This is a genomic window from Candidatus Binataceae bacterium (assembly GCA_035308025.1).
Classification (GTDB): Bacteria; Desulfobacterota; Binatia; order Binatales; family Binataceae; genus JAJPHI01.
The window spans coordinates 59,684-77,326 of sequence record DATGHL010000027.1 but is presented as its reverse complement, the minus strand read 5'-3'; the positions used below and the strand labels follow the sequence as shown (position 1 = coordinate 77,326).

General features: G+C 61.4%; 17 protein-coding genes. 10 read left to right on the top strand and 7 right to left on the bottom strand.

What is annotated here, in order from left to right:
• Positions 1–282 precede the first annotated feature (282 nt).
• From VKS22_08100 to VKS22_08090, 3 genes are all read left to right on the top strand, one after another.
• Positions 283–1,584, top strand: coding sequence for a hypothetical protein (locus tag VKS22_08100; protein HLW70572.1), 1,302 nt, complete (start codon positions 283–285; stop codon positions 1,582–1,584).
• Between the two features lie 317 nt (positions 1,585–1,901).
• Positions 1,902–2,918, top strand: a complete 1,017-nt coding sequence (locus tag VKS22_08095; protein ID HLW70571.1) for a ferritin-like domain-containing protein — start codon at positions 1,902–1,904, stop codon at positions 2,916–2,918.
• Between the two features lie 35 nt (positions 2,919–2,953).
• Positions 2,954–3,580, top strand: a complete 627-nt coding sequence (locus VKS22_08090) for a TetR/AcrR family transcriptional regulator (GenBank protein HLW70570.1) — start codon at positions 2,954–2,956, stop codon at positions 3,578–3,580.
• Between the two features lie 20 nt (positions 3,581–3,600).
• Here VKS22_08090 and VKS22_08085 read toward each other — a convergent pair whose 3' ends face one another.
• Positions 3,601–4,002, bottom strand: a complete 402-nt coding sequence (locus tag VKS22_08085) for a rhodanese-like domain-containing protein (GenBank protein HLW70569.1) — start codon at positions 4,000–4,002, stop codon at positions 3,601–3,603.
• A gap of 177 nt (positions 4,003–4,179) precedes the next feature.
• Here VKS22_08085 and VKS22_08080 point away from each other — a divergent pair, with 177 nt between their 5' ends.
• Positions 4,180–6,243 carry an acyltransferase family protein gene (locus VKS22_08080; protein ID HLW70568.1) on the top strand — a complete coding sequence of 688 codons (2,064 nt, stop codon included), beginning with the start codon at positions 4,180–4,182 and terminating at the stop codon, positions 6,241–6,243.
• Between the two features lie 10 nt (positions 6,244–6,253).
• Here the strand turns inward: VKS22_08080 and VKS22_08075 are convergent, their stop codons facing one another.
• Positions 6,254–7,312 carry a hypothetical protein gene (locus VKS22_08075; protein HLW70567.1) on the bottom strand — a complete coding sequence of 353 codons (1,059 nt, stop codon included), beginning with the start codon at positions 7,310–7,312 and terminating at the stop codon, positions 6,254–6,256.
• A 43-nt stretch (positions 7,313–7,355) separates the two neighbouring features.
• Positions 7,356–8,588 (bottom strand): LLM class flavin-dependent oxidoreductase, encoded by a 1,233-nt coding sequence (locus tag VKS22_08070; GenBank protein HLW70566.1) that lies wholly within the window; start codon positions 8,586–8,588, stop codon positions 7,356–7,358.
• Between the two features lie 355 nt (positions 8,589–8,943).
• Here VKS22_08070 and VKS22_08065 point away from each other — a divergent pair, with 355 nt between their 5' ends.
• Complete coding sequence (locus VKS22_08065; protein ID HLW70565.1) at positions 8,944–10,710, top strand: chloride channel protein; 1,767 nt, start codon at positions 8,944–8,946, stop codon at positions 10,708–10,710.
• A 185-nt stretch (positions 10,711–10,895) separates the two neighbouring features.
• Here the strand turns inward: VKS22_08065 and VKS22_08060 are convergent, their stop codons facing one another.
• The 3 genes from VKS22_08060 to VKS22_08050 form a co-directional block, all read right to left on the bottom strand.
• Complete coding sequence (locus tag VKS22_08060) at positions 10,896–12,611, bottom strand: amidohydrolase family protein (protein ID HLW70564.1); 1,716 nt, start codon at positions 12,609–12,611, stop codon at positions 10,896–10,898.
• 80 nt (positions 12,612–12,691) lie between these two features.
• A complete protein-coding gene (locus tag VKS22_08055; GenBank protein ID HLW70563.1) occupies positions 12,692–13,816 on the bottom strand; it encodes an LLM class flavin-dependent oxidoreductase in 1,125 nt (374 codons plus the stop codon).
• Between the two features lie 127 nt (positions 13,817–13,943).
• A complete protein-coding gene (locus VKS22_08050; protein HLW70562.1) occupies positions 13,944–15,074 on the bottom strand; it encodes a M23 family metallopeptidase in 1,131 nt (376 codons plus the stop codon).
• A 152-nt stretch (positions 15,075–15,226) separates the two neighbouring features.
• On the opposite strand from VKS22_08050, the gene VKS22_08045 reads away from it, so the two are divergent.
• The 5 genes from VKS22_08045 to VKS22_08025 all read left to right on the top strand — a co-directional run bounded on the left by VKS22_08045 (position 15,227) and on the right by VKS22_08025 (position 17,166).
• Positions 15,227–15,703 (top strand): hypothetical protein, encoded by a 477-nt coding sequence (locus VKS22_08045; protein ID HLW70561.1) that lies wholly within the window; start codon positions 15,227–15,229, stop codon positions 15,701–15,703.
• A complete protein-coding gene (locus VKS22_08040; GenBank protein HLW70560.1) occupies positions 15,681–16,142 on the top strand; it encodes a cupin domain-containing protein in 462 nt (153 codons plus the stop codon). Before VKS22_08045 ends, VKS22_08040 begins: the two co-directional genes overlap by 23 nt.
• A gap of 59 nt (positions 16,143–16,201) precedes the next feature.
• Positions 16,202–16,477: a hypothetical protein gene (locus VKS22_08035; protein HLW70559.1), complete on the top strand. Its 276-nt coding sequence runs from the start codon at positions 16,202–16,204 to the stop codon at positions 16,475–16,477.
• Positions 16,464–16,622 (top strand): hypothetical protein, encoded by a 159-nt coding sequence (locus VKS22_08030; protein ID HLW70558.1) that lies wholly within the window; start codon positions 16,464–16,466, stop codon positions 16,620–16,622. The genes VKS22_08035 and VKS22_08030 overlap by 14 nt, the downstream gene beginning before the upstream one ends.
• A gap of 61 nt (positions 16,623–16,683) precedes the next feature.
• A complete protein-coding gene (locus tag VKS22_08025) occupies positions 16,684–17,166 on the top strand; it encodes a nuclear transport factor 2 family protein (GenBank protein ID HLW70557.1) in 483 nt (160 codons plus the stop codon).
• Between the two features lie 92 nt (positions 17,167–17,258).
• Here VKS22_08025 and VKS22_08020 read toward each other — a convergent pair whose 3' ends face one another.
• A complete protein-coding gene (locus tag VKS22_08020) occupies positions 17,259–17,537 on the bottom strand; it encodes a hypothetical protein (protein HLW70556.1) in 279 nt (92 codons plus the stop codon).
• Positions 17,538–17,643 lie beyond the last annotated feature (106 nt).

Genomic DNA, 17,643 nt, shown 5'->3' with positions numbered 1-17,643 from the left:
GCGCCGCCTCGTCGGCTGGCACGACCTGACCACAATCAGCGAACAACCGGAGGCAGCGTAATAGCAAGTTGATACTTCAACCGCTCAACTCGTCGCCTGGCCGATGCTTACTGCTTTTCCACCACTTGACCGACACTACCTCGCGCTCCGGATTCTTAACTCAACGCACAGTTCCACCTGCTCGGCTTTCGCTGCGCCGCGCCGGTGATCGGTCGCGCTTTTGCTCAAGCTCCGCGGATAGAACTAGAGTAGCCGGTTTAGATGATCAGGTCTTGGCCCCTTTTGACTGCGCTCGGTTTCGCCGTCGTGATCTGCGGATGTGCGAGCCACAAGCCGCCGCGGATCGCGCCGCCGCCACCTATAAAAAATGGATCGCTGACAATTACCAGCGGGATTGATCTTCAGGGTTCAGTGGACTTGCCCGCCGGCTTTGAGGCGGATGTCGGCCGCGCACCCATGTGGCTGCATTACGGGACTGAGATCGGCGTCGCTGGAAATGCGGACGGCAAAGCGATCGTGCTTGGCTTCAGCGGACCAGATTGGAGAATGCAACACGTCATTGCAGAGGATTTCGGCGTCGGCGCGCCGCACGGCAGGCTGCTCGATATCGCGGCGAGCCCGGACGGCCTGACGGTTGCAACGGCCGTCGCCGAGCCGGCCGAGAAGCGGATCGAGGTCGTCCTCCGCGAGGCCGTCAGCGAGGGTCCGGGGCGGCCGCTGGAGTCTTTCGACGGCGCTTTCAGCGCCGCGCAGCTTCAGTGGCTGAACGGCTCGGCGCTAATGCTGGTGTTGCGCTCCAATTCGATTGTCGAAGCGAAGGACCCAGGCGAGCTTTCCGTGTCGCACATGATGACGACCGCCGGCGAGCGCGAGACGAAAGCTTTCGCGCCGCTCGGATGCGGCTTCCCGCCGCTGAGCTTCAGTCCCGATGGGCAATGGGCCGTCGCGAACGATCTCGGCGACGCGCCGGCGGTTCTGATCGATCTTAAAGATGGAACCTGCCATCCGATGCGTGTGCGCAAACTCGTGCGGGTTTTGGCGTGGGCGCCCGACTCGTCGTTGTTTCTATTCGCTGCTGAGGGCCAAGGGATGGTCCCGGGCGTGTTTAGCTACGATTTCACCAGCGGCGGAATTGCGGTTGTCGCGATCTCGTCGAGCGCCGCGGCCTTCGCGAATGACGGCACAGTCATCGCGTTGGGTAACGACACCCTGTCGTGGCAGCGCGCTGCTAGCGCACCTAACAAGAATGTCGTTGCGCAAATTGCGCTGACACCCGCAGGACAGGGAACGACCACGATCAATTCGCTGGGCTTCGAGACTCGCCCGAACATGCTCGCGCGAAGCTCGATGGCGTTCTCAGAGCAGTCGGGCGATGGCATGATCGATATCGAGATACCCGCTGCGCCTGTGCCGCTCCGCGAGTTGATCGAGTATTCGTATCCGACGCGCGAGGCCTTTGTCCTGGCGAGTGGCCAGGCCGGCCCGGCGATTCCGCTAAACTGGTCGCCTGACGGAAAATTGCTCGCCCTCGTGGACACCGGCGTCCAGCCCAACCGCCTAACGGTGCTGGCGCCGCCGCGCTGAGCGAATCTCGATGCCGTTCGGCGCGGGCCGCGTGACGCCACCTCCTCAAAGATCGATGCCCACCGAACGAGGTGCCGATCAATCGGAGCCTCATGTTCTCAGGCGCTATGGTGATCTTCAGCGGGCAGGCGGTCAAAGCGCTGAGGCACGCCGCGATCGTGCGGGTGCTCTTCGATGGAGCGCTCTCGATGGAGCGCTCCGGCACCGTCAGCTCGGCTGGCCGACCTGATTGCGGCTTGACACACCATGAGGATTGTCGTAAAAGCAAACAAGCGCTTGCTTTATACGAGAGCTACCTACCTCGGAAGGTGCAAAAAATGACGGGTGAAACGGAACACAAACTCGATAGCCACTTCGAAACCCTCTATCAGCGCGACTACGCCGTCCAGGCTCCCGATATGCGACGGCTCTACGAGAACGCCAAGCGCGACCAGTGGAACGCTAGCAAGGACATCGACTGGTCGCAGCCGACCGATCTTGATGCCGGCATCTTCGCCGACGGCATGATCGACGGCTACGGCGGCGACGTCTGGAACAAGCTCGATCACAAGACCAAACGCGAGCTCAACGTTGAGTTTTCCTGCTGGCGCATCTCGCAGCTCCTGCATGGCGAGACCGGCGCTATGCTCGCCTGCAGTCAGCTCGTCAACATGGTGCCCACCACCGACGCCAAGTATTTTCAGTCCACGCAAGTCGTCGATGAGGCGCGCCACGCCGAGGTGCTGACGCGCTACCTGAACGACAAGTGCGGGGGCCGCATCTATCCATTTACCGGCAATCTCAAGGTGCTGTTCGATCATCTGCTCGGCGAGGGCAAGTGGTTCCTCAAAACGGTCGGTCTGCAACTGGTCGGAGAGACCTTCGCGGTTGGGCTGTTCCGGATGATCAAGGAGACCGCGCAGGACCCGACGCTGCGGACCATCAGCAAGCGGATTTTGGCCGACGAATCGCGTCACATGGGCTTTTCAGTGTTGGGCCTCCCCGACATGATCGCGAGTCTGAGTCCGTCCGACATGCGCGAACTCGAGGACTTCACTGCGGAGGCCTGCCGCCTGGTGCTGCGCGGCCAGTTCCCGCGCGAAGCCTTCGAGCGGGTGGGGCTGAGCGAGCACGACATCAAGGAGATCGAGCGCGTCCGCGTGGAGAACGCCAAGAGCGACGAGTACGCGTTGTTCCGCAAGACTTTCCGTCGCGAGATGTACACGCAGGTCGTCTCGAATATGAAAAAGGTCGGCTTGCTGACCGAGCGCACCGCGGCGAATCTGCGCAAGCTGGGGATCGATCCGACGGTTGACGGCCGCGCCTATTCGCTCGAAGCCGAAGTCGGCGCCTGATCGCGACTGCCGGAGCCTCACGGTTCATCGCTTTCATGGCGTCGGCGCAAACCGCTTCAATCTCGGCCCGAGACGGGGGGCCCCGGCCGGTTCGTCAGGATAATCGCCGCGTCCAGTTGCTCGACGCCGCGGCCAAGTTCTTCAGCGAGCACGGCTTTCACGGCGCCGCGATGCGCGACATTGCGCGCGCCGCCGGGATGCTTTCCGGGTCGATCTATTACCATTTCGACTCGAAGGAAGAGATGCTGCTCGCGGTTTACGAAGAAGGGCTGCGGCGGGTCGAGGAGATGGTTGACCGCGCATTGGTTGACGCGACCGGGCCGTGGGGCCGTCTTGAGGCCGCCTGCGGTGGACACCTCAACGCTCTGATTATTCATCGCGACTATGCGCGCGTGATGATCCAGACGACGCCGGCTGAATCCCCGGGCGTCGATAAACGGATTCGCGAACTGCGGCGGGGGTATGAAAGCCGCTTCCGTAACCTGATCGACGATCTCGCGCTGCCGCCTGAGATCGATCGCAGCTATCTGCGGTTTCTGCTATTTGGCGCGCTCAACTGGTCGCAAGTCTGGTTCCGGCCCGGCGGCGACTCGCCGGAGATTGTCGCCCATCGCTTTATCGAGATGCTGCGTCTGCCCCTCGACGCGGCGAAATCGCAGTAACATCTTCCGGACGACGGCCGCTACTGCCTGCCGCCCTCGATCGCGCCGCCGGCGGCTTTCCAGGCGCCGAAGCCGCCCGCGAGATGACAGACCGGCTCGAGCCCCATCCGCTGCAACTGCTGCGCGGCCAGCGCCGAGCGCATCCCGCCGGCGCAAAAGAACATGAATTTCTTGCCTGAGCCGAAGGTTTCCTTGTAATACGGGCTGGCCGGATCGACCCAGAACTCGAGCATTCCGCGCGGGGCATGAAAGGCCCCCGGGATACGGCCGTCGCGTTCGAGCTCGCGAATATCACGAATATCGACGAAGGTGACGTTCGGGTCGTCCTTGAGCTTGAGAGCGTCAGCGACGGTGATCGTTTCGACTTCCGCGTTGGCTTCCGCGACTAATTCCTTGACCGATTTTTTGATTTTCAACGGCATTTCTGACCTCTTTGACTGATGACTTTTCTGCCCAGCGCATCCAAGGCAAGCGCGCCCGGCCCAATGCCACTATTTCACTTTTAACTTTTTGCTGGAATCCGATTGGCCCATAAGCTGCGCAGTTCCGCGGTTGGCGGGCTAATATCCCAGCGAAAAAATATCGGCTAAGTAATACCGATGGATCGCGGAGGCGAGGTAACCGAGATTGCGTTCGCCCCGCCGCGGGAGCCGACCGGACGCCGCACGGCCGAGGCCGCAAGGCCGGTGGCGCTGCCTTACCGCTCCGACATTGACGGGCTGCGCGCGATCGCCGTGCTGGCGGTCGTGATGTTTCATGCGAATTTTCTTGGATGCCGCGGCGGCTACGTCGGGGTTGATGTCTTCTTCGTCATCTCCGGGTTTTTGATCACGTCGATTATCGTCGGCGAGATCGATCGCGCGACATTTTCACTTGCGCGCTTCTATGAGCGGCGAGTCCGCCGCATTTTCCCGGCCCTGTTTCTGGTTCTGACCGCCTGCTGCCTTGCCGGCGCGCTCCTGTTCGATCCGGTGGACCTGAAACATCTGGGTGAAAGTGTGGTGGCGACCGCGCTGTTTGCGTCAAACATTCTGTTCTGGATTCAGACCGGCTACTTCGATTCTCCGGCTGACGAGCGGCCCTTGCTGCACACCTGGTCGCTGGCCGTGGAAGAACAGTTTTACGTGGTTTTCCCGCTGTATCTGCTTGCTGTCTCGAGATTTTTTCCAAAGCAACGCAACAGTATTACCCTGGCGCTCTGCGCAATCTCCTTCATGTCGAGCGTGCTCGCGGTCCACTACTGGCCCGACGCAGCGTTCTATCTCGCGCCGATGCGGGCGTGGGAGCTGCTCATCGGCGCGCTCATCGCGTTGGATCTGGCGCCGCAAGCCGCCGGCGTCGCGATACGGAATCTCGCCACCATTCTGGGCCTCGCCCTCGTGCTGGCAGCGGTCTTTGCTTATTCCGCCGCGACCCCGTTCCCCGGCGTCGCGGCGCTGCTCCCGACCGTCGGTACAGCTTTGATCATATGGGCGGGAATAGGCTCGAGTCCCAAGGCGAGCTCGATCCTGAGCTTTCGCCCCTTGGTGTTTGTCGGCAAGATTTCCTATTCGCTTTACCTCTGGCATTTTATGCTGCTCGGATTCGCCAGTTATCTGAGCTTCGGGCATCTCTCGGTAATGCCAAGGGTGCTGACGTTAACTCTGGCCTTCGCGCTGTCTTGTATATCGTGGCGCTACGTCGAGCAAATATTCCGCAGACGCGATCGCGGCTTCTCGTCGTCGACGATAGCTATCGCAGGCGCGGCCGCGACGGCGGCATTTGCTTTGGTCGGAACGGCAGCCTTTTTGTCGCACGGGTTCCCTCAGCGGTTGCATGGCGCCGCACTCGCGGCAGCGAGCGGCGCGAGCGACTTCGATTCTTACCGCGATCGCTGTGTCTTTCCGACGGTCGAGCAGGTCCGCACGATGGCCTTGTGCGAGCTCGGGACACGCGCCGCCGTTCCCGTGAGCTTTGTGCTGTGGGGTGATTCGCATGCCGAGGCGCTCTCGAGCGCGATCTCCGGTGCTGCCGTCGCGAGGGGTCGCCGGGGCCTCCTGGCGGCGCATGTCGGATGCGAGCCGCTGGCCGGAGTCGAAAGTCCGCGACACAACTGCAAAGCATTTAATGATGCGGTGTTTGACCTCATCCGCAGGACCGCGGGCATCAAAGAAGTGATCCTCGATGCACGATGGAGCAGGTGGAGCGCGGAGACGCGATACGGGCCCGACGGTGAGCCGCCGATTGAGTTGCATTGGCAAGGGACGGCGGGAATAGCAGTTGGTAATCGAAAAATTTTTGCCCTCGGCTTGGACCGCACATTATCCGGCTTGACCGCGCTCAACAAAGAGATCTGGATTATCGGGCCGGCGCCTGAAATCGATTATGACGTTCCCAGAGTTCTCTATCTCCAATCGCTTGGATTCGATCCGGCCGTTGATATAAGGCCGTCGGTCGCGGAGTTCGAGACGCGGGAGAAATTCGTCTTGCAGACGCTTTCCGCGATGGCGAGCAAATACCCGGTCCGGATAATCTATCCCGATCGAGTCCTCTGCCGGACCGGTAAGTGCCGCGTCTCCGTCGGCGGAGCGCCGGCGTATATAGACGATCACCACCTGTCGGTGCACGGCACCGACTTGATCGCGCCAATCTTCGCCCCGATCTTCCCACCGACCTTGCGGTAGATGACGAGAGCTAACTGGTCGCCGAGTCGGGTGAGCTCTGAGAATTCTTTGGGACCGGGGAGGTCCCGGCGCCGGCGGTCGGTGCGAATCGCTTACTGCGTATCCGCGATTGATAAAAAAGAAACCACAAGGTCATCAGGAGCGTGCCGGCACCGACCGAAAACGGATAGGCGAGGGTAGGGTGATCCATCACCATCGGCAGCAGCGCCACGGCGAAGGCCGGCGGCACATGAAGATCGAACAGGCGCAGGACTAGAATCCCCCAAGCCATATCGCAGGCCGCAGCCAGCGGTCCGAAGCCCAGCAATCTTAAAATCAGCAGCCCGCCGGCCGCGGTCAGAAAGCAGGCTACGGGCAGCCAGAGCGGCCGCTTCGCCCATGGGCAAATCTCGGTATGCCCGAACATCTCGAAGCCGATAACCACTAGCGGCGGAAACAGGATGAAGCGCAGGCCAGTCAGCTCCGCCAGAATAGTTGCTGCGGCCACAAAGCCCAGGAGCGGGAGCAGCCAGGCGTAGCGGGTCGGCGTCTCTTCGAGGACGTCGGCAAGGTGATCGGCGGTGGTGGTGAGTCCGAGCGGCGGCGCCATCAGGCGTTTCCAGGGGATGGACAGCAGAGCGAGCAGAAAACAGCCGAGCAAAATCCCCGGCGCGTACCACCAACTATGAATGCCGACGACGAGGGGCAGCAGGCCGGCCGAAATTGCCGGCGCCACCGGTGAGTGCAAGAGCTCGATGATCAGGATAGACGCGCCGACAATCAGCATCACCGAGACCAGACCATAGGGCAGCGCGTTGGTCAGCAGACTGCCGACCAAGCCGGTCAGTACCGGGGTAATTGCCACGAAGAGCGGGCTACTGCCCCAAGTCCCGCGCGGGCGCGCAAAGACATCCTGCGAAAGCGCGCCCAGTTCCGGGAACATCACGAAGAAAGCCCCGGTCACCGTCGCTATAGTGGCGATCAGCGCGATGTAGACGAGCGCAGCAGCATCGCCGGCCCACTCTCGCCAAGCGGACGCGGCCAGGCGGCCCGAGACGTTATGACTCTTCCGCCCCACCTCCAAAGTCATGGACGAGGCTCGCTTCGATTAACCGACAGAGAATGATCGCCGCCTATTTGTAGCGGGAGACGATCTCCTTGCCGAAGAGCTCGATCTGACGGCGGACCTCGTCCTTCGAATGGAAACCCTGATCGCCTTGCCAGACGAACCATTCCGGATGAACATTCTCGACCATCTCGTCCATCTCGCGGCGAACGTCGTTGACGGTGCCGAAGAAGGCGAACTTGTTCTTCTGCAGCCGGTCCATGGTGATTTCCGCAGCCGGCAGCATGACCTTGCCGCTTGGGTATTTGGCTTCATCCTCGGGCAAGCGCCAAGCCTCGGAAAAACCGAAGTGGTGGAAGAATTGCTTGAAGCCGACGCCGCAGACGCCGCTCTCGCCCAACTCCTTGGCTTTGGCCATGCTGTCAGCGAGATAGACGCAGTGTACGACGCCGATCTTCTCGCCGAGCTTCAATTTGCGTCCGTGCTTCGCCGATTCGTCAACATAGGCCTCGGCGAATTTGCGCACGACCTCCGGCTGCGGCAGCAGGATGGTCGGAATGATCTCCTCCTGCGCGCACCAGCGAATCGTCGCTTCGCTGACGGAGAAAGCCTGAAACAGCGTCGGATGAGGCCGCTGATAGGGCTTGGGCACGACGTTGATTTTCTGAATGCGCCCCTGCTCATCGACTTCGCCGGGGAAGCCATACTCGCGCGTCCATTCGGCCGCGGGCCACGGCGTGCCTTCCTGCGGAGTGGGGTATTCGTAATATTTGCCCTTGAAGCGGAAGGGCTCGTCGCCCCAGGCGAGCTTCAGGAAACGGAAGACTTCCTCGAAGGCCTCGCGATTGACGCGATCGCCTTCGCTCTGATCGCTGGCCGTCGCGCTGACGTGGATCTTCTGCGCCATCTGGCTGAGCCAACGATTCTGGTAGCCGCGCGCGAAGCCGACATGCGTACGGCCTTTCGTTAATTGATCGAGCCAGGCGATTTCGAGCGCGAGCCGCAGCGGATTCCAGCCCGGCAAAACGTAACCAATCGGCCCGACCGAGATGCGCTTGGTATTGTGGATGACATGCTGGGTCAGCACCGGCAGGCTGCCCATCTCCATGCCTTCGCTGTGCAGATGATGCTCAGGGAAGCAGACGCCGTCGAAGCCAACTTCTTCAGCGAGCTGCGAGAACTCGGTGACCTCTTCGATCATGCGCTGCCAGTATTCGGTTTTCATCGCGATCGGACGCTGGCTGCGGCGTTCATCGAGGGTCGCGGGCAACGTCGGCAGAAAAAAATACATGAATTTCATGGGGCGCTCCTATCGGGCGGTTTACTCGCGGCAGCCCTGAAGGCGGACTCTGTACCGATCGGTATTATCGCAATATTTATTCAAGATTGGCCCTAATTTCAATGGGCGCGTGACGGGCGATGACCTCATCATAACATCTCGATAACATCTTGAATCGGCTCCGTGACGCGTGAAGTGCGGGGCCTGTGGGCCACGAACTCCGGCAACCGACGCGGTTCCCGATGCCAGGTCGGCAAATCGAAGCCTTCAGTGAACCAGTCATAATGTTGGCAAGGAAGTGTTCTAAAATAGGAACGATCGCATCTTATCCGAATCAGATAAATTAAATCGCTCCGCGGGGGGAGGATTCTTTGCAGTGGGCTTCCTTACACGGGTCTTCGAGTCGAGGCTGCTCAGCCATCCAAGGCTGCGCAAATACACCGCTCTGGTCAACGAAGACCTCACCGCGACTTACTCACGCGATATCCAGAAGTGGCTGCTCGTCGCGCCTATCATCGGCGTCGTCACCGGACTTGTCATCACTGGAATCACGTTGCTCATCCTGGGCGTGATTTGGCCGCGAGTGCTGCCCTTCTATCTCGCGCACCATTGGGCAATCGTCCCCGGACTGCTGATTGGGTTTTTAATTACCGGCCTGATCATGCAATATCGCACTCCCGACCCCGATGAACACTCAACCGAGGAAATCGTTCGCAGCTATCACGAGCATCAAGGCGACATCGACATAGGTCCGTTTTGGTGGAAGTTGCTCGCCGCGGTGACGACCGTCGGCTCGGGCGGCAGCGCGGCGCTCGAAGGACCGAGCATTTACAGCGGCGGCGCGATCGGATCGTGGCTATGGACCAAATTGCGACGTTTCGGACTCGAGGCGCGCGACCGTCGGATCATGTTAATCAGCGGCGCCGCGGCGGGCATGTCGGCAGTCTTCCGTGCGCCGCTTACGGGGATCGTGTTCGCGTTAGAGATGCCGTACAAGGACGACCTCGCGCACGAAGCGCTGCTGCCGTCGTTGATCGCTTCGGTGGTGGCTTATGCGACGCTGGTGTCAATCGTCGGTGCAGAGCCGTTGTTCGGTTTCGCGGGCAGCACCAGCTTCCGGACCCGCGATATCTGGTGGTCGGCGCTGCTCGGTGCCGGAATCGGGCTTATCGCAATCGTGTTCGACATCACGTTTCGCCGCGTGCGCGTGTTGTTCGTGACCACCCCAATACCACATTGGCTGAAGCTCGTGATCGGTGGACTCGGTACTGGACTGTGCGGCCTCGCGTTCGTGACGATTTACAACGGCCCGCTCATCCCGGTTGGCCCTAACTACGAGGCCGTGCGCTATGTGCTCAAGCATCCGCTACCTACCGAAGTGTTGCTGGCATTCGTCGTCTTGAAGCTGATCGCGACGATCTTTTCGCTGGGCACCGGAGGCGTCAGCGCGATGTTCGTGCCGCTGTTGCTGGTCGGCGGTGCGATCGGCAACGCTTACGCGCAATCTGTAGTTCATGCGCCGACGCATGATCTCTACGCGGCCGTCGGGATGGCGGCGTTCATCGCGGCGGGCTACAAGACTCCGCTCACGGCGGTAGTCTTTGTCGCGGAAACCACCGGCGGCCATTCCTACATCATCCCGAGTCTAATCAGCGCCGCGGTCGCGTACGCGATCTCGGGGGAGGCCTCGGTCTCCGGCGATCAGCATCTGCACGAAACTGCCAAACTCGCAGATCTATCCGGGATGGTGGTGCGGGACGTCATTCAGCGCCGCGTCATCTCCGTGCCAGCGACGACCAAAATTCGCGAATTCGTCGAGACCGTCGCGGCGCATCACCGGCACACGATCTTCCCGGTCTACGAAAACGACAAGCCCATCGGCACAATTGCCGTATCCGATCTCAGCCAGGTCGCGCCGAAGGATTGGGAGAAGGCCACCGTCGGAGAATTCGCGGATCGCGACGCAATTCGCGTTTCCGACGACTGCGAATTGAGCGAAGCACTGCGCCTGTTAGTGGCCGAACGCGGCCCGCAAATGCTGCTGATAACCGATAGCGCTGACACTCTGCTGGGCGTGATAACGAAAACCGACGTTTTGCGCGCAGTGCGGATGGGTGAGGCAAGAGTAGGCGAATCAGATTGAGGAGCCCCCTGTCTGGAAGCCATTCGAATGCCGCGTCGGAATCGTCAATTATACCCCCCGTCGTAATTTGAGGACACGAGCTCAGAGTCCAATCCGGGAACCTTGCGAAGACAGGCGCAGGCGGCCGAGGAACTGTCCTCGGCCGCCTGCCTCTCGCACATTGACGGCTGAGCCGCGGCTGCAGATCAGCCGCCGTGGCGGAGCAGGCGCCCCGGCGCCGCGCCGGTGCACTTGCCGTCCTCGAAAATCGGCTCGCCATTGACCATCACCGACTGATAGCCCTCAGCGCCCTGCACGCGCCGCCACTCGCCGCCGGGAAAATCGTGCGCGATCTCCATCGGCGTGATCTTGAGGCGGTCGAGATCGTAGGTCACGACGTCGGCGGCCGCGCCTTCGACCAGCGTGCCGCGATTGCGGAAGCCCGCACACATAGCAGGATGCGCGCTCAGGCGGAAATGCGCCTCCTCGAGCGACATCACCGGGTTCTCCCGCACGAACTTGATCAGCATCTCGGTCGGGTAGCGCCCGCCGGTGAAGAACTTGGTGTGGGCGCCGCCGTCGGAGACGCCGAAGATCGCCATCGCGTCGGAATGGATTACCTCGGACATATGATCGACGCGGACGTTGAGCGGAGGCGTGTAGAATTCGGTGTTCAGGCCGTCGGCGCAGGCGATGTCGAGCATCGCGTCCACCGGATGTTTGCCTTCCTGCTTCGCGATCTCGCCGATTTTGAGATTCTCGTATTTCTTCAAATCGGCCCGCCGGCATTCGATGACGAAGAGGTCGTCGATGAAGTTGGTGATCACGCCCGACTGCACGACCTTGCGCAGACCCGGCCGGCGCTCGGGATCGGAGAGCTTGAGCAGCCGGTCTTCGATTGAGCCGACCGTAACTTCGCGCCAGTCCGGCGAGTCGTCCCAGAGGTTCCAGTCTTTGAAAGTGAAGGTGAAGCTCTGCTCGAGCATCAGACCCTGGCCGTAGACGCGGATACCGCGTTTATTGCAGCTTTCGAGCCAGCGCAATTGCTCGCGGAAACGTTCCGGATAGGTGTCGTTGATCAGAATGACGTTGTACAGGACTGGACGACCGGCGGCGATCGCAAGGTCTTCGAAGTGGCGCTCCGAGTGGTTCATCGCCGCCACATAGTCGCCCCCGCTGTCAGGTACGTAGGTCATCTGGATGAAACCGGCATTGCGCTCGCCGAGCACGCTGGCGAGCGCCAGCGCAGTCTCGTCGTGCATCAGGTCGGTGACCATCGGCGTACCGTCGAAATCTGCCTGCACGCTATTGCGGCCGAAGCGCTGCGCCGACCACCCGCAGGCGCCGTGATCCATCGCCTCGCGCACGATCTGCTGCATTGCGCTGGTTTCGGCCGCGGTCGGCATCCGCCCCGATTTCGCCTCATCGAGGCCCATCGTCCAGACCATCACCGGCGCCATCGGCACGAACGGCAGCATGTTAACCCCCTTGCGGTGGCGCTCGACGCTGTCCAGAAACTCGGGATAGGTCACCCAATCCCACGGCAGCCCAGCCTTCATGGAGGCGTAGGGAATCGCTTCGGTGCGTGTCATCGTCAGCATCGAGCGCTCGCGCAACTCCGGTCTGACCGGCGCGAAGCCGAAGCCGCAGTTGCCGATTACCACCGAGGTTACGCCGTGCCAGCTCGAGATCGTGCAGTAGGGATCCCAGAAGAGTTGCGCATCGTAATGCGTATGCAGATCGACAAACCCGGGCACGACGTACTGCCCGTCCGCCTCGATCACTTTCTTTGCCTGATGCGCCTTCAGATAGCCCAGCTTGGCGATCTTTCCGTCCTTGATCCCGACGTCGGCGCGATAGCGCGGCAAGCGCGTGCCGTCCACGACAGTCCCGCCTCTGATTACAACATCGAACTCTGCCATTTGATTCCTCCCCGATCGGCTGTGCCGATTTTAATCCCAATCCTTGGAGCAGCTTCCTCGCTCCGCGCGACGCGCCTCCGCTAACGCCCCGCGGCGGCGAGCGCCAACTCTTCGCTCGCGATCGTGCGATGCGGATTAAAGTGCGGCAGCACGTTTTTACCGATCAGACGCAGCGACTTCATGATGGTCTGATGGGGGATGCTGCCGGACTGCTTGAAGAAGATCACCTGGCTGACGCCGGCCTTCTGGAACTGCTCGAGCTTGCGGACAACGTGGTCGGGATCGCCGACCACGACCATGTCGTGCGCCTTGAGCTGCGCGTCGGTCGCATCCGCCGGGTTATGATCCATCGCGAACAGGTTGCGCAGATACTCATACGAATAAAGCTGGTTCTTAGCCATCAGCGGCTCGAACAGCTTCGCCACGTTTTTGAAGAACCAGCGCGCCCCTTCGAGGCCGACCGCTTCCTCGTCCTTGTTTTCGCAGACGGTGCAGAGCGCGACCGCGGCGAAGTTTTCGTTCGGAACCTTGGGCACGAGGTCCGAGCGATTGAGGCAGGCTTTGCGAAAGCTCTCCATCGAGGCCTGCACCTGCTCCCAGTTGAAGTTGAAGCTGAGCACGCCGAGCCCGCGATTGCCGGCCATCTGGTAGCTCTCGGGCCCGGTGCACGCCATCCACATCGGCGGGTGGGGCTTCTGAATCGGCTTGGGCACCACGCGCCGCGGCGGTACCTGGATGAGCTTGCCGTTATACTCGAGGATCTCGTCGGTCCAGGCCTTGACGATAATGTCGAGCGCCTCGCGCACTTCCGCCTGGGTGCGCTCATAGTCCACGCCGAAGCCGTCGAGCTCCTGAGAGGTCGTCGAACGGCCGGTGCCGAGCTCCATCCGCCCATTGCTCATGATATCGAGCACGGCCGCCTGCTCCGCGACTTTGATCGGATTGTTGAACTTGAAGGGCAACAATCGCACGCCGTGTGCGATCCGGATATTCTTGGTCCGCTGGCTGACCGCGCCGTAAAAGACCTCGGGCGCCGAGCTGTGCGAGTACTCTTCGAGGAAGTGATGCTCGACTTCCCAGACGTAATCGATCCCGATGCGATCGGCGAGCTCAATCTGGGCGAGCGCCTGCCAATAGATGTTGTACTCGCTGAGCGCGTTCCACGGACGCGGCGTCTCCATCTCGTAAAGCAGTCCGAACTTCATGCGGGCTCCTCCAAATTGTTGCCTGCGGCAAGTGTTAGGCTAAAACTCGCGCCAATCTCAGGTATTTGTCAAGCCAAGTCTACGCATCCAACGCGCTTGGGTAGCGGCGAGTTCGCGGCAGTCAAAGTCAATTGCCGCCGAAGGAATCGAGCTCGTTTTCCATTGGCTCCTCGCGCGTCACCTGATGAGTTGCCCCCCGGCTCATGCGCTGTTGACCGCCGGCGGATTTGTCCAGGATGTATTCCTGACGGACGAATTTGTCGATCGCAAACGGCAAGCCCTCGGCATGCAGGAACGAGGGTGCGTCGCAAAGCTGAAAATGGAGGTGTGGCTCGCTCGAATTGCCGGTGTTGCCGAGATGCGCGATGACCTCGCCGGCGTGAACGCGCTGGCCTGTCTTGACTGTGATCGTCCCCGGACGCAGATGGGCGTAAGCGGCGAAATGTCCGCTGCCCAAATCTTCGATGATGTGATTGCCGGCGATGGTCGCGTCGGTGACCGTGATGGCCAGAGCGGTGGAATTCGGCACGTTCTCCGGCAGGTGATCCTTGACGGCGACGATCGTGCCGTCTGCTACGGCATGAATCGGCAGATTGTAGGCGTGATAGCTCGCGTTGTTGTGCTTGTCGCCGGTGTAGGTATGGCCGTCCGCGCCGAGCTCGACCCAGTCGATCGCGTAGCGCTGGCCAATAAACGGCGCACCGCCATAAAACAGAATCGCGCGCCGATGGTCAGAGGTATTTGACGGACCGTTGGCCGCCAGCCAATCGGCGCCGCGGACCGGCGCCTCAATTACAAAGGGCGCACGCTGATCGATCGCTATGCGTGCGAGATGGACGATCCCTGAGCCGCCGTGAGGGCCTGCGCCGGTTAGAGTTATCGCGCTCGCGAAACTCGTCGGTGAGGCGTTGCCGGGGGGCAAATCGGGAAAACAGAAGAGGACACCGCTCGCGCTCGGCTGCAGCACGATGTCGGGCGACTCGTCAGCTTGGCCGCCGGCCGGCCTGAACATCGCCGCTAGACGACCCCCCGTATCTTGCTCGGTCCAGAGCACCCGGCCATGAGCATCGATCGCCGACAGGTCAGCGCCCGTGATTTTCATCGGCGTCGCCCCGGAATTTGTCATATAGACCTCGAACGACGAGTGGCGTTGGCCGGCGCCATCGAGGATCTCGGCGCGCGGCGGCGAGAGGTGCGCGGCCAGCCGGATGTACAGCGGGTCGTTCTGCGGCGGCGTCTGCGCCTGTGCGCTTGGCACCGCGATCAGCACTGGACCAGATGACCAAAGCTCGATGAAACCGCATTTTCTCCTCGTCCGGATTTCGCCGCGCGCTCACAGCGCTCGGCGCGAGACTGACATGCGCGCGGCGAACTTGTCTATTGGCCCGTGGTTTCGGATACTGTGAGCCGATGGACCGCGCGAATGGCAAGATTTTCCCGTGGCGTCCCGCGATTCTGGGGCCCCTGACCTTCGCGCTGTTTCTGCTCGCGCTCTATTTCTACAACAATCTTCATCCCGAAGTGGGACTGCTCTTGCTGGGGCTCACCTTTGCCATCCCGATGGGCTGGACGATCCTCGCCGCCCGCGCCGCCGATTACAGCGATTCGCCGATCCGCAGTTTCGTCCCGCGCTTCGCGTTATGGCTGGTGCTCGGCTCGCTCATCCTCGGCGCGATGCATTGGAACGTTGATCGGCGGATCACTCAGATGGAGATTGCCTTTGCTGCACTCTACATAGTCGCGGCTTACACAGCGATGCGCGCGCTTGCCGCGCGCCCCAAACGTCCGGCACTGACCGCGCTCAGCGGCGGTAACCTCGAGCATCGACAGCGCCGGCGCAAAATCGCCGATGGAGGAAAAGACCATGGCCGAAAAGCTAAAGCCTGAGCCGGTCTCGATGTACTTCGATCCGCTCGACGCGGCGCTGATCCGCTCGAACGAGCAGGACTGGATCCAGAGCCGCGACGGCAACCAGTTCCGCGTCCTGCGCATCAGCAAGGAGACCGGCGCGTGGAGCGCTTTGATCAAGGCGCCGGCCGGGCAGGTCAACGCCTCGCATACCCATCTCGGACCGGCGGATTTCTTCGTGCTCTCCGGCCAGATCGATTATCGCGGCGGCTCGGCCAAGGCCGGCGACTACATCTATGAGCCGGCGGGCGCCGTCCACGACGCTACCAGCCATCCGGTCGAGACCGTCTACCTCGCCAACGTTTTCGGTCCGGTCGCGATTCATGGCAAGGACGGCACGATCGCGGGCGTGCTCGACTGGCGCGCGATCAAGGCGATGGTTGACAACGCCGAGAAGAAGAAAGCGCCGCCGCGTTGATGGCCATCCGCGAGCCGCGGCTGACGTAGTTTTTGAACTGGCTGCCATCGTTCTTAGCGATGATCGCGACTCTGAGCGCGGCGTTTTTCGCCGGCGGCGCCACTTACGTCGCGCTCGCCGAGCATCCGGCGCGGATGGCGGATCCCGCGATCGCGCTCCGCCAGTTCCAACTCTCCTATCCGCGCGCGGCGCGCTGGCAGGCGTCGATAGCGGCGCTGTGCCTGGTTGCTGCGCTGCCGGCGGCGTGGCTGGGGGCCGGATGGTGGTGCGCGATCGGCGGCGTCGCGGTCGGCTTGGCGATCCCTTTTTACCCTGATCGTCATGATGACGGTTAACCGTCGGCTCCTCGACCGGGCGACTGCGCTCGCACCGGCTGAGGCCGCCGCTCTGCTGGTTCGTTGGGGCAGGATGCATTGGGTGCGCACCCTGCTCGGCATCGTCGGACTGCTGATCCTGTTGGTGAGCAACGGCGCGCGCTGAAGCATCGCGGCTGAGATTTTTAATCGGTTGCGACAGGAGATTCTAATGCAGGAGAATTCCAATGGTCGATAACGGGGAGCTTGAGAAACGTATCGCGACGCTCGAAGACATCGAGGCGATCAAACGGCTGAAGGCGGAATACTGCGATATCTGCGACAGCGATCACGATCAGGACCGCATCGTCTCAATCTTTGCCGACGATGGGGTATGGGAAGGCAAGGGGGTTGGACTGGCGCGCGGCCACACGGAGTTGCGCAAGCTCTTCAAAAGCTTTGCCGAGCGCATCAGCTTCTCGCAGCACAACGTCTTCAATCCGCGCATCGAGGTGAACGGTAATTCGGCCCACGGCATCTGGTATTTCCTCGGGCCGTTTACCTTCCGCAAGGACAATCGCGCGGTCTGGCTGGCCGCGCGCTACGAGGACGACTACATCAAGATCGGCGGGCAATGGAAATTCAAGCATCTCCGCGCTGTCGGCCGGATGGCGGCGCCGTATGAACTCGGATGGGCGTCGGGCGCGGGCGCGCGACCCTTCGCCGAGTGACGCGGGCAAAAAAAAGCCGGCTGCTGGATTTCAGCAGCCGGCGCTACTAACGGGTTTTTAGGTCGCAGTCTTGCACGTCGAAACTGAAGAGGTTATTCGGGGCTGATCTGCCAGAGGCTGCGCGCCGTCGAGTACGAGCCCTCGACCAGCTTGCGGGTGATCGCCACCTGCGCCTCGAAAATCGGCGCGAACGGGGTATCTTTAGCCCACGCGGTCGCCTTTTCCTGCAGCTCGATTGCCTGATTGGCCAGCTTCTCGCCGGTCTCGATATACCAGGCCGCGATCTTCTTCACGCCGTCCATGCTGAAGAACTTCTCGCCCATCTTGCTGAATGACTCGAACATCGTCTCGCTCTCGCTTTTCTCCGCCATGTTCACTCCTTTTGTCCCTTTGAGGGAGGTTTTTTTACCGACCTTTCGCGTTCGTTGCATGACGCCAAATTTAACCACGACTCAGACCTCGTCCACCGCCTTTTGT